The 26,495-nt window shown below is 40.6% G+C and carries 26 protein-coding genes; 10 read left to right on the top strand and 16 right to left on the bottom strand.

The genetic code is table 11. The features are described 5' to 3' along the window. Nucleotides 1-71: 71 nt before the first annotated feature. Nucleotides 72-2,627, bottom strand: coding sequence for a TonB-dependent receptor (locus L641_RS0121585; protein WP_024603112.1), 2,556 nt, complete (start codon nucleotides 2,625-2,627; stop codon nucleotides 72-74). Between the two features lie 177 nt (nucleotides 2,628-2,804). Continuing rightward, nucleotides 2,805-3,116, bottom strand: a complete 312-nt coding sequence (locus L641_RS0121580; RefSeq protein WP_024603111.1) for a DUF962 domain-containing protein — start codon at nucleotides 3,114-3,116, stop codon at nucleotides 2,805-2,807. A 157-nt stretch (nucleotides 3,117-3,273) separates the two neighbouring features. Between L641_RS0121580 and L641_RS0121575 the strand changes: the two genes are divergently transcribed. Next, nucleotides 3,274-5,430 carry a prolyl oligopeptidase family serine peptidase gene (locus tag L641_RS0121575; RefSeq protein ID WP_024603110.1) on the top strand — a complete coding sequence of 719 codons (2,157 nt, stop codon included), beginning with the start codon at nucleotides 3,274-3,276 and terminating at the stop codon, nucleotides 5,428-5,430. A gap of 68 nt (nucleotides 5,431-5,498) precedes the next feature. On the opposite strand, the gene L641_RS0121570 is transcribed toward L641_RS0121575, so the two are convergent. Beyond that, nucleotides 5,499-6,791, bottom strand: coding sequence for an anti-phage deoxyguanosine triphosphatase (locus tag L641_RS0121570; protein ID WP_024603109.1), 1,293 nt, complete (start codon nucleotides 6,789-6,791; stop codon nucleotides 5,499-5,501). Between the two features lie 181 nt (nucleotides 6,792-6,972). On the opposite strand from L641_RS0121570, the gene L641_RS0121565 reads away from it, so the two are divergent. After that, nucleotides 6,973-7,782, top strand: a complete 810-nt coding sequence (locus tag L641_RS0121565) for a glucosaminidase domain-containing protein (RefSeq protein ID WP_024603108.1) — start codon at nucleotides 6,973-6,975, stop codon at nucleotides 7,780-7,782. Next, nucleotides 7,775-8,434 (top strand): DUF2987 domain-containing protein, encoded by a 660-nt coding sequence (locus L641_RS0121560; RefSeq protein WP_024603107.1) that lies wholly within the window; start codon nucleotides 7,775-7,777, stop codon nucleotides 8,432-8,434. The genes L641_RS0121565 and L641_RS0121560 overlap by 8 nt, the downstream gene beginning before the upstream one ends. 62 nt (nucleotides 8,435-8,496) lie before the next feature. On the opposite strand, the gene L641_RS0121555 is transcribed toward L641_RS0121560, so the two are convergent. Together L641_RS0121555 and L641_RS0121550 are read right to left on the bottom strand one after the other, a co-directional pair. After that, nucleotides 8,497-9,675: a GGDEF domain-containing protein gene (locus L641_RS0121555; RefSeq protein ID WP_024603106.1), complete on the bottom strand. Its 1,179-nt coding sequence runs from the start codon at nucleotides 9,673-9,675 to the stop codon at nucleotides 8,497-8,499. Nucleotides 9,676-9,810: 135 nt separating this feature from the next. Continuing rightward, nucleotides 9,811-10,701: a TIGR01777 family oxidoreductase gene (locus tag L641_RS0121550; protein WP_024603105.1), complete on the bottom strand. Its 891-nt coding sequence runs from the start codon at nucleotides 10,699-10,701 to the stop codon at nucleotides 9,811-9,813. Between the two features lie 168 nt (nucleotides 10,702-10,869). On the opposite strand from L641_RS0121550, the gene L641_RS0121545 reads away from it, so the two are divergent. Next, the gene (locus L641_RS0121545; protein ID WP_013465095.1) at nucleotides 10,870-11,913 is read left to right on the top strand and encodes an AI-2E family transporter; all 1,044 of its coding nucleotides are present in this window, start codon (nucleotides 10,870-10,872) and stop codon (nucleotides 11,911-11,913) included. A gap of 39 nt (nucleotides 11,914-11,952) precedes the next feature. On the opposite strand, the gene L641_RS0121540 is transcribed toward L641_RS0121545, so the two are convergent. Beyond that, complete coding sequence (locus L641_RS0121540; protein ID WP_024603104.1) at nucleotides 11,953-13,035, bottom strand: FAD-dependent oxidoreductase; 1,083 nt, start codon at nucleotides 13,033-13,035, stop codon at nucleotides 11,953-11,955. 297 nt (nucleotides 13,036-13,332) lie between these two features. On the opposite strand from L641_RS0121540, the gene L641_RS0121535 reads away from it, so the two are divergent. From L641_RS0121535 to L641_RS0121525, 3 genes are all read left to right on the top strand, one after another. Beyond that, the gene (locus L641_RS0121535; RefSeq protein WP_024603103.1) at nucleotides 13,333-13,677 is read left to right on the top strand and encodes a lactoylglutathione lyase; all 345 of its coding nucleotides are present in this window, start codon (nucleotides 13,333-13,335) and stop codon (nucleotides 13,675-13,677) included. Nucleotides 13,678-14,545: 868 nt separating this feature from the next. Then, nucleotides 14,546-14,935 carry a hypothetical protein gene (locus L641_RS0121530; RefSeq protein WP_024603102.1) on the top strand — a complete coding sequence of 130 codons (390 nt, stop codon included), beginning with the start codon at nucleotides 14,546-14,548 and terminating at the stop codon, nucleotides 14,933-14,935. 190 nt (nucleotides 14,936-15,125) lie between these two features. Continuing rightward, nucleotides 15,126-15,476: a VOC family protein gene (locus tag L641_RS0121525; RefSeq protein WP_024603101.1), complete on the top strand. Its 351-nt coding sequence runs from the start codon at nucleotides 15,126-15,128 to the stop codon at nucleotides 15,474-15,476. Between the two features lie 119 nt (nucleotides 15,477-15,595). Here L641_RS0121525 and L641_RS0121520 read toward each other — a convergent pair whose 3' ends face one another. The 5 genes from L641_RS0121520 to L641_RS0121500 all read right to left on the bottom strand — a co-directional run bounded on the left by L641_RS0121520 (nucleotide 15,596) and on the right by L641_RS0121500 (nucleotide 18,731). Continuing rightward, nucleotides 15,596-16,009 (bottom strand): hypothetical protein, encoded by a 414-nt coding sequence (locus L641_RS0121520; RefSeq protein WP_024603100.1) that lies wholly within the window; start codon nucleotides 16,007-16,009, stop codon nucleotides 15,596-15,598. Next, nucleotides 15,996-17,333: an ATP-binding protein gene (locus L641_RS0121515; RefSeq protein ID WP_024603099.1), complete on the bottom strand. Its 1,338-nt coding sequence runs from the start codon at nucleotides 17,331-17,333 to the stop codon at nucleotides 15,996-15,998. The genes L641_RS0121520 and L641_RS0121515 overlap by 14 nt, the downstream gene beginning before the upstream one ends. Then, on the bottom strand, nucleotides 17,327-18,001 hold the full coding sequence (locus L641_RS0121510) for a response regulator transcription factor (RefSeq protein WP_008109187.1): 675 nt from the start codon (nucleotides 17,999-18,001) through the stop codon (nucleotides 17,327-17,329). The genes L641_RS0121515 and L641_RS0121510 overlap by 7 nt, the downstream gene beginning before the upstream one ends. Nucleotides 18,002-18,004: 3 nt before the next feature. Next, nucleotides 18,005-18,265 (bottom strand): PepSY domain-containing protein, encoded by a 261-nt coding sequence (locus L641_RS0121505; RefSeq protein WP_016900388.1) that lies wholly within the window; start codon nucleotides 18,263-18,265, stop codon nucleotides 18,005-18,007. 163 nt (nucleotides 18,266-18,428) lie between these two features. After that, complete coding sequence (locus L641_RS0121500) at nucleotides 18,429-18,731, bottom strand: YciI family protein (RefSeq protein WP_016900387.1); 303 nt, start codon at nucleotides 18,729-18,731, stop codon at nucleotides 18,429-18,431. A 188-nt stretch (nucleotides 18,732-18,919) separates the two neighbouring features. Between L641_RS0121500 and L641_RS0121495 the strand changes: the two genes are divergently transcribed. Beyond that, complete coding sequence (locus tag L641_RS0121495) at nucleotides 18,920-20,344, top strand: sodium-dependent transporter (protein ID WP_024603098.1); 1,425 nt, start codon at nucleotides 18,920-18,922, stop codon at nucleotides 20,342-20,344. 54 nt (nucleotides 20,345-20,398) lie between these two features. On the opposite strand, the gene L641_RS0121490 is transcribed toward L641_RS0121495, so the two are convergent. Further along, entirely contained in the window at nucleotides 20,399-21,040 is a 642-nt protein-coding gene (locus L641_RS0121490; protein ID WP_024603097.1) for a CPBP family intramembrane glutamic endopeptidase, read from the bottom strand. 231 nt (nucleotides 21,041-21,271) lie between these two features. Here L641_RS0121490 and L641_RS0121485 point away from each other — a divergent pair, with 231 nt between their 5' ends. Together L641_RS0121485 and L641_RS0121480 are read left to right on the top strand one after the other, a co-directional pair. Further along, nucleotides 21,272-21,541 carry an HU family DNA-binding protein gene (locus tag L641_RS0121485; protein ID WP_024603096.1) on the top strand — a complete coding sequence of 90 codons (270 nt, stop codon included), beginning with the start codon at nucleotides 21,272-21,274 and terminating at the stop codon, nucleotides 21,539-21,541. Between the two features lie 222 nt (nucleotides 21,542-21,763). After that, nucleotides 21,764-22,342, top strand: a complete 579-nt coding sequence (locus tag L641_RS0121480) for a type 1 glutamine amidotransferase domain-containing protein (protein WP_024603095.1) — start codon at nucleotides 21,764-21,766, stop codon at nucleotides 22,340-22,342. Nucleotides 22,343-22,415: 73 nt separating this feature from the next. On the opposite strand, the gene trpA is transcribed toward L641_RS0121480, so the two are convergent. From trpA to trpD, 4 genes are all read right to left on the bottom strand, one after another. Beyond that, entirely contained in the window at nucleotides 22,416-23,237 is an 822-nt protein-coding gene (trpA, locus tag L641_RS0121475) for a tryptophan synthase subunit alpha (RefSeq protein ID WP_024603094.1), read from the bottom strand. Further along, the gene (gene trpB, locus L641_RS0121470; protein ID WP_010390233.1) at nucleotides 23,234-24,418 is read right to left on the bottom strand and encodes a tryptophan synthase subunit beta; all 1,185 of its coding nucleotides are present in this window, start codon (nucleotides 24,416-24,418) and stop codon (nucleotides 23,234-23,236) included. The genes trpA and trpB overlap by 4 nt, the downstream gene beginning before the upstream one ends. 7 nt (nucleotides 24,419-24,425) lie before the next feature. Further along, complete coding sequence (gene trpCF / locus L641_RS0121465) at nucleotides 24,426-25,790, bottom strand: bifunctional indole-3-glycerol-phosphate synthase TrpC/phosphoribosylanthranilate isomerase TrpF (protein WP_024603093.1); 1,365 nt, start codon at nucleotides 25,788-25,790, stop codon at nucleotides 24,426-24,428. Then, a partial coding sequence (gene trpD / locus L641_RS0121460; protein ID WP_024603092.1) for an anthranilate phosphoribosyltransferase occupies nucleotides 25,783-26,495 on the bottom strand: 713 nt, incomplete at its 5' end. The genes trpCF and trpD, both read right to left, overlap by 8 nt.

Raw genomic sequence — 26,495 nt, 5'->3', positions numbered from 1 at the left:
GAAAGATCAACAGACCCTAATCTATTAAAAAGCCACACTAAATAGTGTGGCTTTTTGTTTTTAGCTGCAGCTTAAAATTTCATTTCAACTTTGCCGTAAACATAGCGGCCATTAAAACCAAATGGCGAAAAGCCCGAGTAAGAGAACAAACGAGAGAAAGTGGTTACATCGCTCACTAAATCACGCGTTGGATCTGGGTATACATCAAACACATTATTCGCGCCTAAGCTCAGAGTAATGTTGTTATTAAGTGCATAGGCAACATCTAAGTCGGTGATCCACTTTGGCTTGAGCACTTCGTTACGCTCTGGAATTTCTGATGGGTCTTGTGTTTCACCATAGCGAGTGCTGCGAAGTGTGGTACGCCATTCGTTTAGTGTCCATGTAGCGCTTAGGTTGTATTTATTACGCGGGGTACTTACTTCAAAACGACGCAGTTCATTACCCGAGAACAAATTATCTTGTTCAACACCTACGCTTTGTAGCTCAGCGGGTGGGGCAATAATATTAGTCACTTCGTTTTTGCCGTAGTTATAGCCTAAATTAAACGCTACATCACCGTAGTTATCACTCATTAGGTTGTAAGAGGCAACCACATCAACGCCACGGGTTTTGCTATCAATCGCGTTTAAGAAAAACCGCCCTTGGTTAGCTCCAGTGCCCTCAAGTAAGCTTGCTACACCTGCACCCGACAGGTTATTTGATAACACAATACGGTCATCAATTAATATTTGGTAATAATCCACAGATAAGCTGAAATTAAAGTCGGTTGACCAGGTAAAACCTACCCCGTAGTTGGTGGCTTCTTCTGCATCTAAGCCCGGTGATCCCAATGCAACGGCTACATCACTGCTTGGGGCAAACGTCCCTGTTTGTGTTGGAATACCATCAACAAACACGGTGGCCACTGAAGTAAAATATTGCTGTTGCAGAGAGGGCGCTCTAAAGCCGGTTGATACAGAGCCGCGTAATGCTAAATCTTCTGTTAGCGTATAACGGGTGGCAATTTTACCATTAAGCGTATCGCCAAAGTCAGAGTAGTCTTCATAACGCGCTGCGACGGCAACGTTCCAGTTATCTGTAATAAAGGCTTCTAAATCAACGTAAAGGCTAACATTATGGCGGCTGTTATCACCCGCAGACTCAGGTGTGAAACCTGGGAATACTTGCGAACCTGCAGAGCCAAATGGGCCATTAACTGGGTCGGTTACTGCGCCACCAGGGCCAAAAGTGCCCTGTGCGTATGAGGCTTCTTCGCCTGCCTGAATTTCGTAGCCTTCACGACGATACTCAGCACCCACTGCGACGTTAATTCCGCTAGCTAAAAAGTCAGCATCAATCTCGCGGCTAAAATCAAGGTTAATAGTCAGCTGATCGTAGGTAAGTGTACCGGCATCAAAACTGGTTTGACTGCTAGGCCCATATGAGGTGTTTAAGCTATCAATAACACCAAAGTTAAAGGCATCTTGGCCGTATACAGCAGAAGCGTCGTAATTCCATTCATTAGCAAAACCTTTTACGCCGAGTGCTAACGAAAAATCGTCAATATCTGAGGTGATCACCGGTAAAAAGCCATCAGGATAAATATCTGTTACGTTACGGCTGTCTTGTGCGCGACGATAAAAACCTCCGCCTTCGCCTTCACGCTTACTGTAAGAGCCAAACGAGTAGAGCTCGGCATCGTTAGTTAATTGATAACCGGCATTATAAAACAGCGCGAAGTCTTCAACGGTGCCATTACCAAAGTTATGATTGTAACGATCCCATGTGAACTCACGCGGATCAAGAGAGCCATCAGGTAGGCGGGCGTAATTTTCGCGCTGGTCATAATCAGAGCGATTCGTTGAGCTACGGTCGCGATATTCAGTAGAAATACTTAAAAAGCCGTTATCGCCCAATTCAAACCCCATATTACCTTGCAGGGTTAAGGTTTGGCCGTCGGTCAGCGAACGGTCGCTGCCTTCATTAAAGGTTAAGTTGCCATTGGCATCTTCAGAAACGGATTCTAGTTGAGGCACACCCTGCATTTCGGTGATGTTTGCTCCATATACAGCACCTAGGCTGCCGCCACTGCTATTACTTTTAAGGACAATATTAATTACACCGGCAATGGCGTCTGAGCCATATTGCGCTGCGGCACCATCGCGCAATACTTCTATTCGCTCAATGGCATTGGCTGGAATAGCGTTTAAATCAACCGATGATGATCCACGACCGGTTGAACCGTTTAAATTAAGCAGTGCATTACTATGGCGACGTTTACCATTTACGAGCACTAAGGTGTGATCGGGTGCTAAGCCACGCAGTTGAGCGGGGCGCACATGGTCGCTGCCATCGGTGATTGATGGCTGAGGGAAATTAAAGCTTGGTAATAAAGTGCTCAGTAGTGCATTGGTTTCAGTTTGCCCTGAACTTTTTAGGGCATCACCGCTAATGATATCAATCGGAACTGGGCTGTCTTCAACTGTGCGGCCGAGTCGGCGAGAGCCAATTACACTAATTTGTTCAATATTTTCTTCTGCTTGTGTTTCTTGCTGTGCGGCATTTACCGACCACGAGCCAAGTAGTGCAGCGGCAACACTGAGTGTAATGGTTTTTTTTGCTGTAAATAGCTGTTTTAGTTGCATGATTAGTTTCCCTCATTCAATGCTCTACAGGTAATTCAATTATTAATGAACTAATTGAAATTTCTGTTGTCAAGGTAGACCATTTTTACAACCAAGGTCAATTGAATTACATTCAATCTACAATTTATTTACAGCGGCAGGTGGACTATTTGAGTAGCCTGTAGCGTAAGTCGCCATTTACCATTTAATTTTACCTGTGAGCATATCTTTAAACATTACCCAATCGCCCCATAAACTATATAACGGGTGCTTAAATGTAGCAGGGCGGTTTTTTTCAAAAAAGAAATGCCCAACCCACGCAAAGCCATAACCAATCACTGGTAATAACCATAACAACATAAGTTGTGAGCTAAAAAACGCATAGCCTGCCAGTAACAGTACTAAGCTACTGCCTATAAAATGCAATCTACGGCAGGTTTGATTACGATGCTCTTTTAAGTAATAAGGGTAAAAGCGTTTAAAGCTTGTAAAGGATTGGGTTTCTGTCATTACTTAGCCTATTGGTGTTTAAACGTTGTTCATTAATGTATTTAAGCGTAACTAAGCGCAGGTTAACAGCGATAAATGACGTTTACCGCATCTTAATAGACAAAAGCAGTAAAAGTTAATAACTTAGAGTGATTATCAACAAGGGAATAAAATAACAATGCTAAAAAAAACACTGACCTGTGCGGTTGTAATCGCACTTGCGGGTTGTTCACAACCTGCAGAAAACACCTCTCAAAATGAAGTAAAAACAGCAATGAAAGCAGTTAACTCTCTAGATTACCCTGAAACTAAAAAAGGCACAGTGGTTGACACTTACTTTGGTGAAAATGTGGCTGATCCGTATCGTTGGTTAGAAGATGATATGAGTGATGAAACGGCTCAATGGGTTAAAACACAAAATAACCTAACCTTTTCATATTTAGAGCAAATACCGTACAGAGATACGTTAAAGCAGCGCCTTGAAAAGTTAATGAACTACGAAAAAATCAGCGCGCCGTTCACCGAAGGTGATTACACCTATTTTTACAAAAATGATGGCCTGCAAAATCAGTACGTTTTATACCGCAGCAAAGACGGCGGCGAGGCTGAGATTTTCTTAGATCCTAATACCTTTAGTGAAGATGGTACCACTTCAATGTCGGGCTTATCATTTTCAGAAGATGGCTCATTGTTAGCATACCAAATATCGGAAGGTGGCAGTGATTGGCGTAAAATCATTGTTATAGACACCGAAACCAAAGAGCAAGTAGAGCAAGCACTGGTTGATGTTAAATTTAGTGGCGTGAGTTGGTTGGCAAATGATGGTTTTTATTATTCAAGCTACGACAAACCAGAAGGCAGTGAGCTTTCTGCAAAAACTGATCAACATAAAGTGTACTATCATAAATTAGGCCAAGCCCAAAGCGAGGATACGCTAGTATTTGGCGATACCGCTGAGCAAAAACACCGTTATGTAGGCGCTAAAGCGACCAAAGATGGCCGTTATTTGTTTATTAGTGCTAGCGTATCGACCTCAGGCAATAAGTTATTTATTAAAGATTTAACTAAGCCAGATAGCGAGTTTGTTACCGTAGTGGGTAATACCGACTCTGATACCAGTGTGATTGATAACGAAGGCAGCAAGCTATTTTTGGTTACTAACTTAAATGCTCCGAATAAAAAAGTAGTGACGGTTGATGCAAGCAACCCGCAACCTGAAAACTGGCAAGACTTTATTCCAGAAACCGAAAACGTACTTAATGTAACGCTTGGCGGTAACACATTCTTTGCCAACTACATGGTTGATGCTATCTCTAAAGTGAAGCAGTACAACAAGCAGGGCGAATTGATCCGCGATATTAGTTTACCAGGCGTTGGTACGGCGGGTGGTTTTGGCGGTAAAAAAGAGCAAACTACGCTTTATTACTCATTTACTAACTACAAAACACCTGGCACGACTTACAGTTTTGACGTACAAAGTGGTGAGTCAAAAGTATATCGTAAGTCTGGGATTGATTTTAATAGCGACAACTACACCTCTGAGCAAGTATTTTATACCTCTAAAGATGGCACTAAAGTACCGATGATTATTACTTACAAAAGTGATATTAAATTAGACGGTAGCAACCCAACTATTTTATATGGCTATGGTGGCTTTAATATAAGCTTAACACCTCGCTTTAGCTATACAACAGCGGCTTGGCTTGAGCAAGGCGGCGTATACGCAGTGGCAAACATTCGTGGTGGCGGTGAGTATGGTAAAGAGTGGCATAAAGCAGGTACGCAATTGCAAAAGCAAAACGTATTTGACGACTTTATTGCCGCCGCACAATACTTACAAGATAAAAAATACACCTCTAAAAAGCGCCTAGCACTGCGAGGTGGTTCAAACGGCGGGTTATTAGTCGGTGCCGTAATGACCCAGCGACCTGACTTATTTCAAGTGGCGCTACCTGCGGTAGGCGTACTGGATATGCTTCGTTATCATACCTTTACAGCGGGCGCTGGTTGGGCATACGATTACGGTACTAGCGACCAAAGTAAAGAAATGTTTGATTACTTAAAAGGCTACTCGCCAATTCATAATGTAAAAGCAGGGGTTGAATATCCGGCGACTATGATCACTACAGGCGATCATGATGACCGCGTTGTACCGTCGCATTCATTTAAATTTGCAGCAGAGCTTCAAGCGAACCAAGCGGGCACTAATCCAACGCTTATTCGTATTGAAACCAATGCAGGCCACGGTGCGGGTACGCCAACCAGTAAAATTATTGACCTTTATGCCGACATGTACGGTTTTACGCTTTACAACATGGGCATTAAATCACTTTAATGTGACTTTATAAGCTAACGAAAAGCCGAGTTACTTAAGTGACTCGGCTTTTTTTTATGCTCACTACTTTATTGTATGGGAGAGAACAACCGTTGATAAGTTTTATAAGCGTATTCGTCACTCATACCGCTTAAGTAGTCACAAATAATTCGCATGCCTTGATGGTGTTTTTCGGCTTCTAGGTAAAGTGCTTGCGTGGTTTCGGGTAATAAACGCATTGGATCGCTGGCAAATGCGGTAAACAGTTCAATAAGCAGGTTCTGCCCTTTAAATTCTATTTGTTGCATTTGTGGGTCGCGTATCAAGCGTTGAAATACAAAATGTTTAAGTATTTGTAATACGTTTTCGTATTGCTGATCTAATTTAGCGGTGTGCTTTAAAATAGGGCATTCAAAGGCATCGTTTTGTATGTCTAAATGAATATGAATAATAAAGGTATTTACTAATTCACCAATGGCATCTTTGCGTTCATGTTCGTGCTTTGAAAATAATCGCTCTGTAAGTGATTTAAGTAGCGTATTTAACCAATCATAGTTGAGTGCTTGTAAGTGCGGCAATGCATGGGTTAACCAATCGTCTAGGCTTAACACATCGGTGGCTATGGCATCTTCAAGATCGTGTACGGCATAGGCAATGTCATCAGCCAGTTCCATAATGGCACTATCGAGAGATTTATAGCGTGTTTTAGCTCGGTATGAATCTACAATATTTTGGCTGGTTAATAATGCTTTATCGTTTTGACTCAGTGGCTCAATGATCCAATTAAATATAGGTGCATCGTCATTGTAAATGCCTTTAGCAGGTCGCCAGTCGTCGGCTTTTATAAACGCGCGTTGTTTATCTACTTTGGGAATGTTGTACCACAGCTGGTCGATAAAACCAGGGTACTTTATAAACCCTAATAATGTGCGCCTTGTTAAGTTCATGCCATAGCCATTACTGTAAGGCTCTAGTTTGGCTACTATTCGTAGCGTTTGTGCGTTACCTTCAAACCCGCCATGATCACGCATCATGTAGTTAAGCGCAATTTCTCCGCCGTGCCCAAAGGGCGGATGGCCGATGTCGTGCGCTAAACATAAGGTTTCGAGTAATCCGGTTGATGGGAAATGTTCAAAGCGAGGGTGCTGGGCTTTTAAGTGGCGTAATATGCCCGTGCCTATTTGCGATACTTCTAAAGAATGGGTAAGACGTGTGCGATAAAAGTCATTTAAACCAATACCCATTATTTGAGTTTTTGCTTGAAGGCGTCTAAATGCTGCAGCATGAATAATTCGAGAGCGGTCTATTTGCCAAGGAGAGCGGTTATCGTTTGGGCGGTGCTTATATTGTTCAATTATTCTATTTTGCCACTGTTTATCCATGTCACAACCTATCTCTATATCTACGACTTTAACGCTTAGTATATTATAAATAATTCACAATAGGCGTATGAATTTTATTCAGTTGTTCGGTATTCGCGTTTATAAAGTGGCTTAGGTATAATGAGCGTTCGTATGTATGTGACTACACCATACATAACTTAGAGTTAAATTGAGATAATACATGTTAAAAACTATTTTTCAGTTGTTGTTAGCCGCCATTGTTATTTGGGCGTTGACCCTTCCGTTTATTGATGCTGATGAACTAGTATCAGACGAGCAAACCAGCTCTAACGACATTAAAAAAGAGAAGAAAAAAGAAAAACCATTGCACAACGTTAAGTTGCCAAAGTTCTCAGAATTCACTGATGTGAAAGAGAAAAAACATGCGTTTTTTAACTTTATTAAGCCTCATGTAGAAGCCGAAAACAAAAAGATTTTACAGCAACGTGCAAACATTGAAATTGCGCGCATGATGCTAGAGCACGACGAGCCGTTAAGTAAAAAACAAGCGAGCGATATTAAAAAAATACTTAAATTATACCGCTTACCTGAAACCTTAGACACGCTTACACTAACTCAAGCGCTGCGCCGTGTAGATATTATTCCTAAAGAACTTGCCCTAATGCAAGCTGCTAATGAGTCGGCATGGGGTACCTCACGCTTTGCCCGAATAGGCTTAAACTTTTTTGGCCAATGGTGTTACAAAAAAGGCTGTGGCATGGTGCCAAGAAGACGTAATAATGAAGCCGAGCATGAAGTGGCTGCATTTAAATCGGTTCGCGCTGCTGTAACGTCATATTTTAGAAATATTAATACGCATAATGCCTATAAACAATTACGCAGTATACGTGAAGATTTACGCGCACAGCAAAAGCCAATTAAGGCGACTAAGCTAACCCTTGGGCTGATGTCCTACTCAGAGCGTGGTGAAGCGTATATTGAAGAGCTAAATACGATGATCAATCAAAACCGAGCGTACTTTGATGAATAAGCCGTTATTAAAATTAGTTACAGCCAGCTTTTTAGCAGTAGCAGCTAGTAGTGCCGTTGCTAAAGAGTTTGTTATGTCGTATGACGGTTTTTACGACCGTTTAAAAGTAGTAAACAAAGGCGATTTTCAGTACGCCCGCGTAAACTTTTATATTAGCGATATTGGTACTAACGAAGTATGTAGTATCAAAAGCGGGACTATTTTAACTGAAAAAAATGAGTACCCACTTAATTACACTGACAAAGCGCAACTGTTATTACCGTATGATAAGCAGCTCGATACTGACAAAGCGGTGATTGTGGTTCAGCCTAAAAATCCGATTCATGATTGTCAGTTAAAGCTTCAAATAGAGGCCAACGAGCTAGAAGGGCTAACCTTTTCAAAGCAATCATTATTAACCATTAATAATGAGCTTGAAGCGCTTTTAACAGACTTGTCGGGATTTTTTGTTAGCAAACTAATGTGGTTTTTACTGCCTGAGCAAAAAGGGGTGGTTGTTACTTTTAATGCGCCTAAACAATTTGATGATGAGCGCATAACATGCGAAGAATCAGTATGTTATTTTGAAGTAACAGACAGCTGGCAAAACGACACCAAAGTATTGGCTGATATAAACGAGGTAGTTAAAGTAACGCCTTGGATCAGTAAGTAATAATATTAATTGGTTTGATTATAAAGCGGGGTCAGGTTTGACCCCGCTTTTTTATCGCCAAATTAAATAATGGCAGAGGGGCTATTCATGAGTGCGCTTTTTTCATCATGAGTAACAACTTTATTTCGGCCCGTTTTTTTAGCAAGGTAAAGGCGTTTATCAGCTTGTAATAGCAGCTCTTGCATATTTAAATCGCGAATAAGTGCGCTACTTACTCCAGCACTAACAGACAGTGCAATACTATTACCGTTAAAATAAAAAGGATATTGATCAATACTTCTGCATAGCTTTTGGGCTAACTGCCTTGCTTGAGTAAGATTTTTTTGGTTAAGGAAAATAGCAAACTCTTCTCCGCCAATTCGAGCGGTAATGCCTGCTTCAAAAAACAATTCGTTAATATGTTGTGCAATCCACTTTATTGCTTCGTCGCCAGTTTCATGACCATATCGGTCGTTCACTTGTTTAAAAAGATCGATGTCGAGCATAATTAACGACACTCTGCTGTTAAGCGGTGCAGTGTGGGTTATTTTTTTACATAGGCGGAAAAAGCCTCGCCTGTTTAATAATTGTGTGAGCGGATCGTGATTCGCTAAGTTTATTAGTTTTGATTCTTCATTGGCAAAAGCAATAAACGGCAGAATTAACGCACTGGCTGTGGTTAAAAATAAATGCGAGACCAATAATAGTTGTAACCCTGCGGCTAAGTTCGCCTGACTAATTTGGCTAAAGTAGGGTAAAACAAGGAGTACAACTTGCAACAGCATTACTACACTGTGTAGTGAAAAGCAGGCAATTAGTAGTCGTTGCTGTACTTTAGCAACACTGGGGGTTTTAATCATTAAATAGGCCGCGTAGCAAAATAGTACGGCAGTAATAATACTGGTAATAATTTGCCCCGCATCAATGAGATACACAGCAAGTAGCAATGTGCAACATATAGCACAAGCATAATATAAAGGCGTTAGCTTCACTGCAGGCACCGTACTTTGTGGTATTAACCCTAAAATAAGCAGGAGTGGGGTTAAAATAATAAATAGGTAAGCAAAAAAGTAAGTTAAAAGTGGATAGTCAATCACTCCTCTCAAACCAATCAGGGCAATAGCGGTTATAAACGAGCAGCAGGCAGTAGCAAAAAATAAAAAGCTAGGTTGTTTTTTATATGAATACACTGAAAAAAAGAACACTGCAATAAACAAGTTAAGAATAAAACAGAGGCTAATTAATGTGGGTAAATGAAGCATGTTTTAGTTGCTCTTTTAGCTGAATAAGAAATAACGCTTAACTCATTATTAGGTAGTAACACTAAAATAGCAAGGGGGTAAAAAGTATTAACTTTATACTCCCTTGCTACAAACTTAACCCTTTAAGGTCAGTCGTTAAACTAAACTTTTTAATGCGGCATCGATTTCAGAAAAGTGAAAACGGTAATTATTTTCTAATGCTTTTTTAGGCACCACAAATTGGCCGGTTGTGAGTAGATCTGACATTTCTCCCATTAAAACATTTAGCACAGCTGCAGGCATGGGCATAAAGGCAGGGCGTGACAATGCTTTGCCCAATGATTGGCTAAATTGTTTATTGCTCACCGGATGCGGGGCAGTGGCATTTACAGCACCAGAGATATCTTGATTACGAATCAAAAATAAAATGAGCTGCACCATGTCATCAATGTGGATCCACGACATACCTTGCTCGCCATTGCCAATTGGCCCGCCTAAACAAAGCTTAAATGCAGGCAACATTTTTCCAAGTGCGCCGCCTTTTTTAGCCAGTACAATACCTGTGCGAAGTAAGCAAACACGGGTATCGTCAGACTCAGCTTTTAATGCAGCGAGTTCCCAATCCTTACAAAGTTGGTGACTAAATTCATCGTGTGGTTCTGTGTTGTTTTCATCAACTTGGGTTTTACCTTGGCGACCATAATAGCCTATTGCACTGCCTGAAATAAACGTATGTGGTGGTGTATGACACTGATTAATTGCATCACTTATGGCTTGAGTAATAATAATTCGGCTATCACGTATTTTTGCTTTTTGTTTATCACTCCAGCGTTTATTAACGATAGGTTCGCCGGCTAAATTAATGACAATATCGACCGTATTTAAATCGACATTGTCTAAGCTGCTAACAGCATTTACTCTGTGGCCTAACAACACTTTAGCTTTGGTTGGATTTCTACTTAGTACCGTAATGTCGTGGTGGTGCAACAAGAAAGGGCAAAGGTGCCTACCAATCAAGCCCGTGGCGCCTGTAAAAAAAATATGCATTGCAACTCCAAAATTATAAATAAAGCGGGATGTTTAAAATTTATACTCCCCAGCTCAACGATTTGCAAATTTATACGTACTAATCATTATTATGATCACCCATAAATATTTCATTCTATTGGGTTTTGCCTTACACTGAAGTCAAATAACAGCAATAGGATAAGAGTATTGGCAAGTTTAACTGGGGTAAATAAAAGCTTAATTATTTTTGCAGCGTTGGTCATTGTATTAGCGGGCATTAAAGCCGCAAGTGCTATTGTTATTCCGTTTATTTTGGCAGCATTCATCGCCATTATTTGTAGCCCACTCATTAATTTTTTTGCTCGCTACCGTATTCCAAAAGGCATAGCGGTGGTGCTTGTAGTGCTTATTATTATGGGCTTAGGTGTTAGCTTAGGCGGTTTAGTGGGGCAGTCGGTTAACGATTTTTCAAAGCAGTTACCAGAATACAAAGCACAGTTAAAAGAAGAATTTGTATGGCTGGTTGATATGGCTTCGCAATACAATATTTTAATTAATAAAGAACAAATTTTGTCTATGTTCGACCCCGGTAAAATGGTTGATGTTGCCACTAATATGTTAACCGGCTTAGGTAGCGTAATGGCCAATATGTTTTTAATTATTTTAACGGTTGTTTTTATGCTGTTTGAAGGGCCGATACTTGGCAAAAAAATTCATTTAGCACTAGACGACCCCGACAGCAAAATTAAGCAAATTGACCGCTTTTTAGACTCTATTAACTCTTATTTGGCCATTAAAACCCTAGTAAGTTTAGCTACCGGTGTAATTGCTGGTTTTTACTTGTGGATACTCGATGTTGATTACTTTGTACTTTGGGGCGTATTGGCATTTATGCTTAATTACATTCCTAACATTGGTTCAATCATAGCGGCTGTGCCAGCACTGTTACTGGCGCTTATTACTCAAGGCCCCTTAGTGGCAGGGCTTGTTGGCGCGGGTTATTTAACTATAAACACCGTAATGGGTAATATTGTTGAGCCTAAATACATGGGTAAAGGGTTAGGGCTTTCTACGTTAGTGGTGTTTTTATCGTTAATATTTTGGGGCTGGCTATTAGGCTCTGTGGGTATGTTGTTATCGGTGCCGTTAACCATGATTGTAAAAATAGCGCTAGAAGCCAGTGACGAAGGGCGTTGGTTAGCAACCATGCTTGGCACAGGTGAAGAAACCGTCATTAAATCAGAAGACTAATACCTTACAAAGGCGTGACTAAGCACGCCTTTAACATTATTAAGTATTTATTAAATTAGCTAAGGCGCTATCTACGGCGTTTATAGCCCCCTCTAAATAGCCAGCCTCCTGCTTTGCAAACTCACTGCCCACAAAATGCACTTTTAACTGTTTAAGCTGCTCGCCAAGCCCTGAAAAATTAAATTCAGGATGCTGCGATACACCTAGTTGGTCATCCTTGTTGGCCACAAATTCATCCTCAGCCCAATCTTTTATCGTGCAATCAGTGACAGTATAAGCCTGCTCACCATAAAAATAGCCAAGCTGATCAAGGCAAGCTTGGGTTAATTGCTCGCGAGTTACTTGACTGCGCTGCAAGTAAGACACACCAATAAAGCCAAATAGAGCAGGGTGAGCATGATCACTTGCTGAGGCATCATGAATTTCTACCATTGGGCCAACACGGCTAAAACATTGCCCCGATAAGTTTTTATCTCGCCAAAAAGCGTGCTCAAAGGTGGCAACAAACTTTGCTTGGCCTGCCATCCACGTAGGCACTGACGCTAAACGCTGTGTTAAAACATTATCAGCCCATAAATGCGGAGTTAAATGCTGGCCGATCATTCTAGGCGGTAACGCCAACAATAACTGATCGCAAGTAAAGTGCTGCGTACTCCCTTGGTAATTAGCGCTTATATGCCAGCCATCGGAAAGCTTTTTCACTTCACTAACAGCGTGCTCTAATTTAACGGTGTTTGGGTCAAGCTGCTGATAAAGCGCATTAATAAGCTCGTTCATACCGTTTTGGATTCTAAATAGCTGCATTTCACCTGCGCCTGCAATTTGCTGAGCAGGGGCAGTATGCGATGCTTGATACAACACATCGCCTTGGGTGTATTGCTCAAAAACAGGGATGTTTAAATTAGTAACTAACTGTTGAATATTAGGCTGGTGCGGAAATATCCAGGTAGGGCCCAAATCATGGCCAATGATGTTGTTAGTTGCCAAAAAGTGAGAGGCAATTCGGCCACCCAAATTGGCTTTGGCTTCTAATAATAAAAACGGAATATTTCGCTTTTTTAGGTTGTAAGCGGCATATAAGCCCGCTAAGCCACCACCAATAATAACCACAGGTTTATGCATTTTAAAATCACTTTAGCTAAATCAATCTACTGGTAGGTAGTTTGTGGTTTTTATGCAGATTTGTCAAAACGTTTTATGGGCTGAGTGAGTAAGCTTTAGTGTGCACTCATACTCAGGAAAATGAGCGACGCGCGTATAGTATGCTAATTAGCACTGCTTAAAAGAATAAAACTTAATTATAGCAATGTGTTAGGTAATTTGTTAAAACTATATGTAGTAGAAAAAATAAGCGCAGCGCTGGTAGAGATATACGCGAGTCGCGCAATATAAAATTGTTAGCTGCTTTTGGAAAGAATCATGGATGTAATAGATATAAAAACATTTATCCCAAGTAAGGATTTCGAAATTTCAAAGTCTTTCTACTCGGAAATTGGATTCAAATCAGAATACGTAACCGATGATCTCACACTTTTTGAAAACGGTGATTGTCTTTTCTTTTTGCAGTGCTTTTACAATGAAGATTTGGCCAAAAATTTTATGTTGCAAATCTGCGTTTCAGACATCTACGAAGCGTATGAGTTATGCTCTAAATCCGAACACAAAACAAAGATTACCCCAATCCAACAAGAAGCTTGGGGTAAGGTCTTTTATTTATTAGGGCCAGTGGGTGAACTGTTGCATATCACGCAGCTGAGCAGCTAACAAAGCGCTGTTGGGGCTCCCTTTGGTCGCTGGGACGCTAACACGTGGGTTGACTCGCTTCGCTCAGATTTTAGCCCACGAGCTTATTATTCAATAAAAATAATGTAGACACCCAATTTAAAACACAAAATAGAAAACGCCCATTAAAAGTGTATATATTTTATAGACTTAAACAATATTTATTAAGCTTTCTATGCAGTGCGGCAAGACACTATAAACAGCAACTGTCCCCATGATCGTTTTTGATGCAAATCAAATTTTAGTAAAGGTAGTTCTGTTTCAATGGAGATGAAGAGTGATATTAGTTTTGTTTTTTATGTTTCTATCTTTTTTTAGATGGTGTTATCTTTACTTCATCTTAGTTAAGTTAAATAGGAATAGAGTAACAGCCATCAGGATCGAGCTTGTAATATTGTTGGCGCAAGTATACGTGGCAGTCTGTTTTGAAAACTCGACTTATTTTTTATCGGGCGCTGGGTTTGCTTTTGTTCTCATCGCAATGATTGAAAGTATGGTGCTCAGGAAGAAATCATTAGATTAGTAGCAAGATCGTTCCTAATTTTTCAGAAGCTGAAGTAATTTCACTTAAGTCTCAGACTACTAAGGCAATATTTAAACATAGTGTGGTTGGCAGTAATTAAATTTCCGCACTTGTTCTGTTAACTTAAAATGACACTGATGCCACTAAAGTTAACCAAGAAAATTAAACTATAAAACTTTTTAAAAGATAAAAATGACAGGACTAATTTATCAGTGAGAATGATTGATAGAGTTTATGTCTGAAAATAATCCTTTTATGAAGAACAATTAACAACAGAGTAAAGTTGATGCATGTTTCGCTAAAGCCAGTATTCGTTAATAGGATAAGATGAGTGAGGGAATATACATTCAGTTAGTTGCTATTCTGGCAGCTTTAGGCTGGACCTTTTTACAGGTTTGTTGCCTGTTTATCGCTACACAATGTGTTTTTGGAATTGTGAATTTGGGATCTAATAGCTCAAGTATTCGTGAGAAAATATTACTGCATGCTGTTACGGGAGCTTTTTACTCTTTGTTTATTCTGCCATTTATTTCGTTAGGGATGTTTTACTTTGCCACGATTAATATTCAAGGCTGGTATGAGCTCAAACCGTCAATTTGGGTTTTTGTAACTTGGTGCGTCGGGTTGTTTATGTTCTTTTTTTTCATATCCTTAACGGAATGGTTTGTGCGATCTAGTGAAAATAAACAAAAGAAACGTATGAATAACGATAATTAATATTAAATCAGCCCTTAATTTTGTACTTTCAAATGCTTTCTAAGTGGGTTTTATTCAGTATAAATTATAAATAGTGTCTAAGCGCATTCTTATCAAACTTTATCAGCTGTTTATGCTTTTGCTGCTATCTTTATTTATTACTAGTTCAAGTCGCAAATAATACAAACTAGAATAAGGGTAAAAAACTAAAATGACTCAAAATAATAAAATTAACTATATTGAAATTCCTGCACAAAATATTGCAGCTACAAAGGCTTTCTTCAGTACGGTGTTTGGCTGGTCATTTGTAGATTATGGCCCAGAATATTGTAGTTTTACCGCGCAAGGGGTTGATGGTGGTTTCTTTAAATCTGATTTAGTTGTTTCTACTAAAAACGGAAGCCCGTTAATTGTGTTATACAGTAATGACCTTGAAGCGACTCAAAATAAAATTGAAAAAGCAGGAGGCAAAATAATTAAGCCTACATTTTCATTTCCCGGTGGTAGACGATTTCACTTTAGCGATCCTAGTGGAAATGAATTTGCGGTATGGTCAGAGTAATCACATTTCAAACTATATAACTACAAAAATGCAGTCTTTAAGGCTGCACTTCCCAAAACACCAATAAACTATTCACTTAATTACCAAGCCACAACATAAATCGCTTCCCTATGAGCTAATTAAAGAGACGTTTTAAGCTGCTGAATAAATTGCTCGGTCATGGCTATTTCACACTCTTTGTAGGTAACAACGGCTTGTTGTGCATTAGGTTGTTTTAGCATGTAGCGCCATTGGCAGCTTCTTTGAATGTAGTTGTCTTTAGCGTTAATGCTTAGCTTAAATAATGACAAAATTTGGGTGTTGCCGGTTTCGCTTTCTAATGCAGATAGTTCAAAGGTACGCTTTTGGATCCAGCTATCTTGTTCTTGCTGTACTCTATTTAGTTTGGCATCTAAACATTGTGTATATGCTTTGATTTGTTCGGGTAGGGCGTTTTTTTCAAGTGTGCATTCAAGCGGCGCTGCAACGCTTGGAAAAGCCCAAGCAAATAACAGAGCTAGAGTAAAAAAAAGGATATAGTTATTTTTTTTCATGGTAATTAAACTCGAGAATAAATTTTGCGCCGCCCAAACGTTGCGAGTGAGAAATAGTTAACAACCCGTGATACGACTTCACCAAGTCAGATACAATCGCCATGCCAACACCATGGCCACTTTCGTAAGTATCAAGGCGAGTACCGCGTTGAAGCAATGACTCGCGTTTGTCTGGTTGAATACCCGGGCCGTCATCACAAATACTAATGCTAAGTGTTTTAGCTTGTGAAACGTCAATACTTACTTGGGAGCGACAGGCTTTGCAGGCATTATCTATTAAGTTACCTAATAACTCCATTAAATCGGTTTTATCGCCTAAAAAGTAATCTTTATCACTCACTTTGCAATTAAATATGATGTCTTTATCGCGATAAACCTTACCCATTGCACTTAAGATAGAGTCGATAACCGGTTTGATGGGAGTTTGCTTTTTCCATGTATCGGAAGCCCCAGTAGCAGCACGTTTTAATTGGTGCTCGATCATCACATTAATTCGGTCAAGTTGTTCTTGTGCGTCGGCATCGTTGGCCAGTGGGCTTGATTTTAATACAGCTAACGGCGTTTTAAGTGCATGTGCTAAATCACTGAGTGAGGCTCTGTAGCGCTCTTTTTGGCGCTGCTGCGACTCTAACAATAGGTTGAGGTCGGCTTTTATTGTTTGTAGTTCAACGGGGTATAAGCCTTTAATTTCTTGAATATCGCCTGATTCAATAGCTTTTATTTCTTTATCTAGGCGCTGCAGCGGCCTTGCACTCCAAATAAAACCAATAGCCATTAACCCTGCAATGGCAATGCCCATTATAAACATCCAATCGACTAAGGTTTGTTTAAACCCGTCCATTAAACGCAGTAGGGCATCGTTGCGTTTTAATAAAATAAATCGTGCTTGTTCTGACTGGTCAATATTATTAAGAATGACCGTTAAGCTTAACTGCCAATAGGCGGTGTTGTTATAAACCACGCGTCTAAAATCTGCGGCACCGGCTTTGGGCTCTATATATTGGGGAACAAAGTTAACGTTAACCGCCGACTCAGAATGCCAAATAGGCACATCGTCACGGTAAATCATGGCATAAGTATCAGAATTTAAGTTGTTGAGTTCGGGGGTTAAAATAGAGCTGGGCATAATAATACCACGCTCTGTAAAATCAACCTCGGAGATGAGTGAATACAGGTGCGCTTCGAGGTTTTTTTCGGTGGCATCAACAAGTGACGCGTAATACGCCTTACCTATGGAGTAAAACAAAATGGGTAAGGCGACTAATAAAACAAAGACAAGGATAAATCCTTGCCTTATTTTTAACGAAATTTGCGGTGCTACCACTGGCTTTTAAGCCTGTAACCACGCCCACGTAGTGTTTCTACTGGGTTAAGCACACCGTCTGGGTCGAGCTTTTTACGTAAACGCAATACAAACACTTCAATGACGTTTGAATCAAGATCGAAATCTTGGTCATAAATATGTTCTGTTAACTCAGACTTTGAAATTACTTTTTGCGGGTTAACCATTAAGTATTCAAGTACTTTATATTCGTATGCGGTTAAGCTTAGCTCTTTGTCGTTTACCCACACTTGTTGTGAACGCGTATGAATTTTAATAGGGCCGGCTGTCATTTCTGGGTTTGCTTTACCTGCACTTCGACGAATAAGCGCATTACAGCGAGCAATGAGTTCTTCAACATGAAATGGCTTAGTTAGGTAGTCGTCAGCGCCCGCATCGAGGCCTTCAACTTTGTCTTGCCAGCGATCGCGCGCCGTTAAAATTAAAATAGGGATAGTGATCCCTTGGGCGCGGGCTTTGTTTATAAGCTCTATACCATCTATTTTAGGCAGGCCTAAATCAACCACTGCCATGTCTAAAGGGTATTCTGTTATATGAAAAAGGCCCGCTTCGCCATCGTGACATAAATCAACACTGTAACGCTCTTTTTCTAATGCATTGCGCAGATTATCTGCCAAATGTAAATCATCTTCTATTACTAAAATTCGCATTGGTTAATCCTTTTTCACTTCGCCAGTTTTTTTGTTTATCTTCAAATCGACGACGTGGCCGTCAGCTTTTAAAATTCGTACTGTATAAAATTGTGTTTCTTCTGAAATTTTTAATGTTGTACCGTCTGTGGTTTGTTTTGCAAGTATTACTGCTTTCTTTTTGCTTATCTCAATTTTATCGGGTGTGCTGTTAGTATTATTTGCATGGGCAACATTAGCCAAACAAAAAACAGCAATTAAATTGAGTGTTAATAATACACGCATTACGAAACTCCTAGAACATACCTGCTTAGCCTAAAAAACTAAGCCACTAAAATTTAATTACTCTATTGAGTATTTAAATTTTTATAAGACAAAGTCTAATTAAAAATGAGTGAACAAACCCTGAATTACTGGTTGCAGTTAAACAAGGGAACTCACGTTAATGTTAAGCAGGGAACACTTTTTTGAATGGTTTAACAATTGAGTTTTCATATACGCCACCCGCAACATAAGGATCATCTGCGGCCCATTCTCTGGCATCTTCTAAAGAGTTAAATTCAGCAATCACTAAAGAGCCAGTAAAGCCCGCATCTTGAGGGTCTTCACTATCAACCGCTGGAAGGGGTCCGGCTGTTAATAGTCGACCTTCGTTTTCTAGCGTTTGTAAACGTGCTAAATGAGCAGGGCGAGCAGCTTTTCTGTGCTCTAAGCTGTTCTGGACGTCCGTTGAATAAATCATATACAACATAAAAATACTCTCAAAACTTGTTAAATTTAATTAACTGCATACTAGCATAGCGTTGATAAATGGTGAATTAAAAGTGTTTATGGCGATGTTTACAGCAAGAATGTTTTTTTACGCGGTAATTGCTTGAAAAGCGTTGTGTAACACTGGTAGAGTCCCTTGGATAAGATAAATAATAACAAGGTTATTACATGAGTGAAAATAGAGAGCACTTTAGCTCCCGCTTAGGATTTATATTAGCAGCGGCGGGTTCTGCTGTGGGCATTGGTAACTTAGTAGGCTTTCCAGTTTCTGCGACTAAGAATGGCGGTGGTGCATTTTTGCTCGTCTATGCTTTGTTCGTCGCATTCATTTGTTTACCCGTCATGATGGCCGAAATGGCTATGGGTCGCCACGCACAAAAAGATCCTCTTGGTGCATACAAAGCGTTAGCCAATAACGATAAGAAATGGAAGTTTGCTGGCTTTTTAGCCGTGTTAACGCCATTTATGATTGCCGTTTTTTACATGGTGATCACGGTGTGGATTTTTGGTTACTTAAGCCAAACCGCGCTGGGTAATTTAGATATGCTGGCAAACCCTGGACACTTTGGTGAGTTTATAAATAGCTATACTGTGTTTGGTTATATGGCGCTGGTAGTGGTTATCGTTAACCTAATTCTGGTCGGTGGCGTAAAAGACGGCATAGAAAAAGCAGCTAAATTTTTAATGCCAGCTTTATTTGTCATGCTTATTATATTGGTGGGTTACGTACTCACTCTTGATAACGCCATGGCCGGTGTTAAGTACTACATTATTCCTGATTTTAGTAAAATGAATGCCAGCGTGCTGAATGGCGCATTGAGCCAAGCGTTTTTCTCATTGTCGTTAGGTATGGGTATTTTAATTACCTATGCATCTTATATCTCGAAAAAAGATGACATTGTGGGCAGTGCGAAAATGGTTGCCATTACCGACTCATTAGTTGCCTTTGTTGCAGGCTTAATGGTGTTACCGGCTATTTTTAGCTTTGACCCAAATACCGATCCAACAAAGTTATCTGACTCGTCAGTTTCAATGATTTTTGTGTACTTACCAAAAATCTTATTAGCGTTACAATACGATATTGGCTATTTTGGTGCCTCTGCAGTGGCGTTTATTTTCTTTTTGCTGGTATTTTTTGCTGCAATTACATCGTTGGTATCAATTGTAGAAGTGCCGACTGCCACACTCAGCGACCGTAAAGGCATTAGCCGTAAAAAAGCGCTAGGCATACTTACTTTATCAACCGGTGTGTTAACCATTATGTGTATTATGTCGTTTGGTATGATTGACAGCCTAACTACCTTCACTAGCTACGGCAGTGGTAACAAGAGCTTTTTTGATATTGTATATGACGTGTTCTACGACACTATTTTACCACTCAATGGTTTAATGGTGTGTTTGTTTGTAATGTATAAATGGAAGAAGGTTCGTTTAAGTGAAGAGCTAAGACAAGGTTCGCCTAATTATGCGAATAGCTTTATGGAAAAGTACGTTAACTTTTCACTACAAACATTTATCCCAGCGATTTTACTGCTTATTTTTGTAAATACCGTTGCGACCAAGTTTTTTAATATCAGTATTTTTGGTTTTTAATTAAAAACTAATTTAATAAAGCCGCGCTTGTCGCGGCTTTTTTGTTACGGTTAGTTAATTCAGTGCACCCGAATCTAAGTAGTCACCAATCCCTAGGGTAAACATCCAAATGCCCCATAAGCTGTGCTCAATAACACAGGCAAAAGTTGAGCGGCTTTGCGCGTAGGTATAGGCAAACAGTAAGCCACCGACAAACGCTAAACTAACAGCTATCCAATTGGCGTAAATAATATGTGCCAATGCAAATACACTGGCGCTAATAATAATGCGCAACCATTTACTGGGCATAATGCGCTTATAGCGATGAAAAAAATACGTTCTAAATATTAACTCTTGCGGGATCACCGACAATAAAGGGTAGAGCAGCAATAGCATCAGCCAATCGGTGAGGTTTTCACGCGGTAAAGTAAACCAGTGTCCTTGGTAGAGTAGGTTATAAAACACCCCTGAAAATAATGCGCCAATAAAGAAAAAGCTAAACATACGGCGCTTGACAGCAGAAAACTGCCCCATACTGGTTAATCTAAAGCGCTTGAAGTGAATGTCGTTTAGCAGCAGCATACAGCACACACTCATTAAAATGATCAGTGCTGGAATAAGCCAGTTAGATAAATACTGGCGAATATTAAAGCCAATTAAAGGCAGTATGATAAAAATAAAGGTAAATTCAAACCAGCGGTATTGATTAGCGTTCACGTTTGCTCACGGTGATTTTTATTTCACCTTAGCAAGCGATTAAGTCATCTTTATGACTATAAAACAGCCAAGCTGTTTATATTTAAACCCAATGACTCTCACTAAGGCCCTTAGCCCTTGGTTAAGGTTGACTTACCCCCTTGCAACCCTTAGCCTGCCTGCTTTTATTTTTACATCATTGTATTGCCACGCTAGTTGGCTAAAGCCAGCGCGTGTATTTAGGAGCAAAAAATGAATAAGGCAGAACTTGTTACAGCCATGGCACTCACGAGCGAGTTAACAAAAAAAGACGCACAAGCTGCGTTAACCAGCTTACAAAAAGTGATTACAAAGTCGCTGTCTGAAGGCGATCAGGTACAAATTTCAGGCTTTGGTACTTTTGCACTTAGTTACTACCCAGCGCGTACTGGTCGTAATCCACAAACTGGTGCAGCGATTGAAATACAAGGGGCTAATAAAGCCGTATTTAAACCAGCAAAAGCGTTAAAAGAGCGCCTTTAATTTAAAATTTTAGTGCCTGTAAGTTCGCTTTTCCCCCAAAAGCTACTACGTAGCTTACAGGCTCTTTGCATTATTACCTTTGCCTGTAGTATCTGCAATCAGTGTAAATAATTTACATTACTTGTTTATTACCTTTTATAAAATCTTATTATATTCAGCGTGTTATGTTTGGTATGTGATATGCAAATACGGTTATGTATTGAATGAAATAAGGAGTATTTAATGAGTAACTTACATAACAGTAATCGTTTAAAAGGTAAAAAAATTGCCATTTTAGCCACCGATGGATTTGAGCAAAGCGAGTTACTCTCGCCACAGGCTGCATTACTTGAGGCGGGCGCCGATATAGATGTTGTTTCTATTAAAGAAGGGCAGATCACCGCATGGGATGAAGACAAGTGGGGTGAAAAAGTTGCTGTTGATAAATTAGCTGCCGATGCAAATGCCGCTGACTACGATGCACTTTTACTGCCGGGTGGTTTGTTTAATCCCGATAGCTTACGTCAAAATACAGATGCCAAAGCGTTTGTTGATGGCTTTTTTGGCGCAGAAAAAAACAAACCCGTGGCCGCTATTTGCCACGCGCCGTGGTTATTAGCTGAAATTAATAAGCTCAGAGATAAAAAAGTGACTTCCTTCCCTAGTATTAAAAGCGATTTAATTAACGCAGGAGCTCACTGGGTAGATCAAGAAGTGTGTGTTGATAACGGCTTAGTCACTAGCCGCAGCCCTGCAGATTTAGATGCATTTAATGCAAAATTTATTGAAGAAATACTCGAAGGTAAGCACCAAGCGCACTAGCTGTGGGCTTTTAAATAGAAAAGGGCATGTTACATGCCCTTTTTTGTTGATAATAATAAAACACAGCTCGCTATTAAAGCGCAGTAGCGGCTTTCATATTGCTTACAAATGTTTTTAGCTGCGCGGTCATCGCGTCTATATCATCTAAGTTTGCTTCAATGATTTTTACGACAGCAGAGCCCGAAATAGCCCCCGCAGCACCGGCTTTAAGTGCCGCTTTTACATCTTCAGGCGTTGAAATACCAAAGCCTAATAACGCAGGCGCACTGTGGTACTCTTGTAAGCGCGTAACCACATGGGTTGCTGGCATTTGTGCTTTGGTGTCTGTACCTGTTACCCCAGCACGAGAAAGCAAGTAGGTGTAGCCACGGCCGTATGAGGCACATTCACGCAGTGTATCGTCACTGGCGTTCGGTGTAGCGATAAAAATCGGGTCTATACCATTGGCCATGGCGGCTTTTCTAAACATTTTAGACTCATGTAATGGCACATCAGCCACTAAAATAGAGTCAACACCCACTGCTTTTGCATCGGTGTAAAACTTTTCTAAGCCACGTTTAAATATTAAGTTTGAATATAATAACAAACCAATTGGAATGTCGGCGTTATATTCACGGATCTCTTTAATAATATCAAAGCAGTCTTGCGTATTAATATGCACGTTTAAGGCACGAATATTGGCTTTTTGAATGACAGGGCCATCGGCAATCGGGTCGGAAAAAGGAATACCTAATTCAAGCCCGTCAGCACCGCCATCAATTAAGCTTTTAATAATTTCGATGCTTTGCGCTTTACCTGGATCGCCAATGGTTACAAACGGTACAAAAGCACCCTGGTTTTGCTCTTTAAGCGCGGCAAACATTTGTCCATAACGGTCAGTTTTTACGTGGCTCATAGTTGACCTTCCTCTGATAATACCTTGTGTACGTGGGCTAAGTCTTTGTCGCCACGACCACTTAAATTAATAACAATGATACTGTCTTGCGTTTGCTCTTCTGCATATTCGAGGGCATAGGCTAGCGCATGACTTGATTCAAGCGCAGGAATAATCCCTTCGTGTTTAGCTAATGCTTGAAAGGCATCAAGTGCTTTGGTATCGGTAATACCGACATATTGAGCACGGCCAGTTTCGTGCAAAAAGGCATGTTGAGGGCCAACTGCGGGGTAATCTAGTCCCGCCGATACAGAGTAAGACTCTTCAATTTGGCCATCTGTATTTTGCATAATATAAGTGTAAGTACCGTGCAAAATACCTTTTGTTCCTTTACAGATGGTTGCGCCATGTTCGTGCGTGTCTAACCCTTTACCTGCAGGTTCAACGCCAATGAGTTTAACGCTTGGCTCATCAATAAAATCGGTAAACATACCAATTGCGTTAGACCCACCACCTACACACGCAATAACCGCATCAGGCAAACGGCCTTCGGCTTTAAGTACTTGTTGTTTTGCTTCTTCACCAATAATTTTTTGATATTCACGTACAATAGTCGGGAATGGGTGAGGACCCGCTGCAGTACCTAAAAGGTAATGAGCCTCTTGATAATTGGCAGACCAATCACGCAGTGCCTCGTTAACCGCATCTTTTAATGTACCCGAGCCTGCGGTTACCGGAATAACTTCAGCGCCCATTAGCTTCATTCTAAATACATTTGGTTGTTGGCGTTCAACATCTTTTGCACCCATATAAATGCGGCATTTTAGTCCAAGTAACGCACAGGCAAGTGCCGTTGCAACGCCATGTTGGCCGGCGCCTGTTTCAGCAATCACTTCCTTTTTACCCATACGTTTGGTAAGCAGTGCTTGGCCTAAAACTTGGTTTGTTTTGTGCGCACCACCGTGGAGTAAATCTTCACGCTTTAAGTACAGTTTTACTTTTGGGTTTTTAACTAAGTTACGCGTTAAAGTAAGCGGGGTAGGACGACCCGCATACTCGTTAAGTAATTTGCTTAGCTCTGCCTGAAATTCAGGATCTTTTTGTGCTTTATTAAATTCGTTTTCTAACTGCTTAAGCGCAGGGACAAGCAGTTCGGGTACAAACATACCGCCAAACTCGCCAAAATAAGCTGGATTTTGCATTTTAACCTCAATAATTTCTGATACTTGTAAAAGCATGATGTAGTTTGTTTGCACACTTTTTACCTGGAGACTCTTCAACACCTGAATTTAAATCAAGCCCAAGAGCACCTTGAAAAAGTGCATCGCTAATATTGTCTGGGTTTAAGCCGCCAGCAAGTATAAATGGGGTCGTGGCATCGCGAAGTACCGACCAATCAAATGTTTTGCCTGTGCCGCCAGCCTGTGAATCACTGTGGGTGTCGTATAAATGGCGATCGGCTCCTGTAATAGGTTGAGGCAAAGCATCTTTGATGGCCTGTGCTTTCCATATTTCACAATGATGTGGTAGTTCATTACGTAACGATGCAATGTAATGTTCATCTTCTTGGCCATGTAATTGAACAGCAGACAGTTTTAGTTGTTTAGCGTGCTCAGCAACCTCTGCTATGGCGGCATTAACAAACACCCCAACAAATTTTAAAGGGGCACTTTGGCTGATTTCTTTGGCGCAATCTAAATCGACAAAGCGCGGTGATTTTGGATAAAAAATTAATCCGCCATAAAGTGCACCGTTGTCGTAAGCCGCAATGGCATCTTGATTACGGGTTAATCCACAAACCTTGTTTTCGCCTAGAATTACGCGGCGACACGCTTGTAATAAATCAGCCTCAGCCATTAATGAGCTGCCAATTAAGAAACCATTACACAAAGGCGCTAAACGCTTTACATCTTGATGGGTATAAATACCTGACTCTGAAATAACCACTTTATCGTTAGGAATAAGCTTACGTAGTCGTTCGGTTGTGGCTAAGTCGGTGCTTAAATCGCGCAAGTCACGATTATTAATCCCAATTATTTGTGCATTGAGTGCCAGTGCACGATGCACTTCTTCTTCGTTACTCACCTCAGTTAGTACCGACATATTTAACGAATCGGCGACGGCATGCAGCGCTTTATACTGCTCATCGTCAAGCACTGATAGCATCAGTAAAATAGCGTCACCACCATAAATACGTGCCATGTAAACTTGGTATTCATCAATAAAAAAGTCTTTACAAATAAGTGGCTGCTCTACTTGGCTGCGCACAAACTCAAGGTAATCAAAGCTACCCTGAAAGTACTTTTCGTCAGTTAATACACTCATACAAGTGGCATACTGCTTGTACGCTTGGGTGATTTCTGTTAAATCAAACGGCTGACGAATTAACCCTTTAGAAGGCGATGCCTTTTTGCACTCTAAAATAAACTGCGTGCCAGGTGCTGCTAACGCTTGATAAAAGCTACGCTCAGTCGGTTCAGCTTGATGCTTAAAGCTCTCAAGTGGGCGTGCCGCTTTGCGTTCAATGAGTTCTATTTTTTTATCGGCAATAATTTTGTCTAATACATTAGCCATGACTTACCTCAATAATTGCATTTAGTGTGTCCATGGCCTTGCCTGAACGTAATAATGAGTGTGTTATTTGTGCACCTTGTTTTAACGATTGTGCTTGGCCAGTTAAGTACAGCAATGCAGCAACGTTAACAATAATAGCGGCGTTATGTGCCTCGCTACCTTTGCCCTGTAAAATGGCAAGGCTGGCGTTTGCATTGTATTGTGGGCCTTCACCGGCTAATTGTTCAAGTGAATAGTTTGCAAGGTCAAAATCACTAGGGTTGAGTGTGTATTGGGTGATTTTGCCGTTATCCAGCTCAACAACCTGTGTTGGGCCATGCAAGGCAATTTCGTCGGTGCCAGAGCCGTGAACTATCATAGCGCGTTTAGTGCCCAGAGTATGAAGAGTTTGCGCCATAGGTAGGCACAAAGATTCATCGTATACCCCGAGTAATTGAACATCTGGGGCAGCAGGATTAGCTAGCGGCCCAAGAATATTAAAAATAGTACGGGTTTTTAAAGTGGTTCTAACGTTCATCGCATGGCGCACGCCGCTGTGATAGTGCGGTGCAAATAAAAAGGTAAAATTTGTATGTTCAAGGCATTTAGCCGCTTGCGTGGGAGTCATATCAATATTGATCCCCAAGGCTTTGAGTAAATCAGCAGACCCCGAGTTACTCGATACACTGCGATTGCCATGTTTTACCATATTAACACCGGCAGCGG

The organism is Pseudoalteromonas sp. TB41 (assembly GCF_000497975.1).
Classification (GTDB): domain Bacteria; phylum Pseudomonadota; class Gammaproteobacteria; order Enterobacterales; family Alteromonadaceae; genus Pseudoalteromonas; species Pseudoalteromonas tetraodonis.
This window is presented reverse-complemented; position numbering and strand designations above follow the sequence as displayed.

Excerpts from the sequence above, each read along its gene's own strand:
- L641_RS0121550 (WP_024603105.1), bottom strand. The coding sequence starts at position 10,701 with ATGCATATTTTTTTTACAGGCGCCACGGGCTTGATTGGTAGGCACCTT.
- trpCF (WP_024603093.1), bottom strand. The coding sequence starts at position 25,790 with ATGGCTAATGTATTAGACAAAATTATTGCCGATAAAAAAATAGAACTC.
- L641_RS0121560 (WP_024603107.1), top strand. The coding sequence starts at position 7,775 with ATGAATAAGCCGTTATTAAAATTAGTTACAGCCAGCTTTTTAGCAGTA.
- trpB (WP_010390233.1), bottom strand. The coding sequence starts at position 24,418 with ATGCAAAATCCAGCTTATTTTGGCGAGTTTGGCGGTATGTTTGTACCC.
- L641_RS0121530 (WP_024603102.1), top strand. The coding sequence starts at position 14,546 with ATGAGTGAGGGAATATACATTCAGTTAGTTGCTATTCTGGCAGCTTTA.
- L641_RS0121570 (WP_024603109.1), bottom strand. The coding sequence starts at position 6,791 with ATGGATAAACAGTGGCAAAATAGAATAATTGAACAATATAAGCACCGC.
- L641_RS0121580 (WP_024603111.1), bottom strand. The coding sequence starts at position 3,116 with ATGACAGAAACCCAATCCTTTACAAGCTTTAAACGCTTTTACCCTTAT.
- L641_RS0121525 (WP_024603101.1), top strand. The coding sequence starts at position 15,126 with ATGACTCAAAATAATAAAATTAACTATATTGAAATTCCTGCACAAAAT.
- L641_RS0121585 (WP_024603112.1), bottom strand. The coding sequence starts at position 2,627 with ATGCAACTAAAACAGCTATTTACAGCAAAAAAAACCATTACACTCAGT.
- L641_RS0121510 (WP_008109187.1), bottom strand. The coding sequence starts at position 18,001 with ATGCGAATTTTAGTAATAGAAGATGATTTACATTTGGCAGATAATCTG.
- L641_RS0121540 (WP_024603104.1), bottom strand. The coding sequence starts at position 13,035 with ATGCATAAACCTGTGGTTATTATTGGTGGTGGCTTAGCGGGCTTATAT.
- trpA (WP_024603094.1), bottom strand. The coding sequence starts at position 23,237 with ATGAGCCACGTAAAAACTGACCGTTATGGACAAATGTTTGCCGCGCTT.
- L641_RS0121555 (WP_024603106.1), bottom strand. The coding sequence starts at position 9,675 with ATGCTTCATTTACCCACATTAATTAGCCTCTGTTTTATTCTTAACTTG.
- L641_RS0121520 (WP_024603100.1), bottom strand. The coding sequence starts at position 16,009 with ATGAAAAAAAATAACTATATCCTTTTTTTTACTCTAGCTCTGTTATTT.
- L641_RS0121500 (WP_016900387.1), bottom strand. The coding sequence starts at position 18,731 with ATGTTGTATATGATTTATTCAACGGACGTCCAGAACAGCTTAGAGCAC.
- L641_RS0121480 (WP_024603095.1), top strand. The coding sequence starts at position 21,764 with ATGAGTAACTTACATAACAGTAATCGTTTAAAAGGTAAAAAAATTGCC.
- L641_RS0121495 (WP_024603098.1), top strand. The coding sequence starts at position 18,920 with ATGAGTGAAAATAGAGAGCACTTTAGCTCCCGCTTAGGATTTATATTA.
- L641_RS0121565 (WP_024603108.1), top strand. The coding sequence starts at position 6,973 with ATGTTAAAAACTATTTTTCAGTTGTTGTTAGCCGCCATTGTTATTTGG.
- L641_RS0121505 (WP_016900388.1), bottom strand. The coding sequence starts at position 18,265 with ATGCGTGTATTATTAACACTCAATTTAATTGCTGTTTTTTGTTTGGCT.
- L641_RS0121485 (WP_024603096.1), top strand. The coding sequence starts at position 21,272 with ATGAATAAGGCAGAACTTGTTACAGCCATGGCACTCACGAGCGAGTTA.
- L641_RS0121535 (WP_024603103.1), top strand. The coding sequence starts at position 13,333 with ATGGATGTAATAGATATAAAAACATTTATCCCAAGTAAGGATTTCGAA.
- L641_RS0121575 (WP_024603110.1), top strand. The coding sequence starts at position 3,274 with ATGCTAAAAAAAACACTGACCTGTGCGGTTGTAATCGCACTTGCGGGT.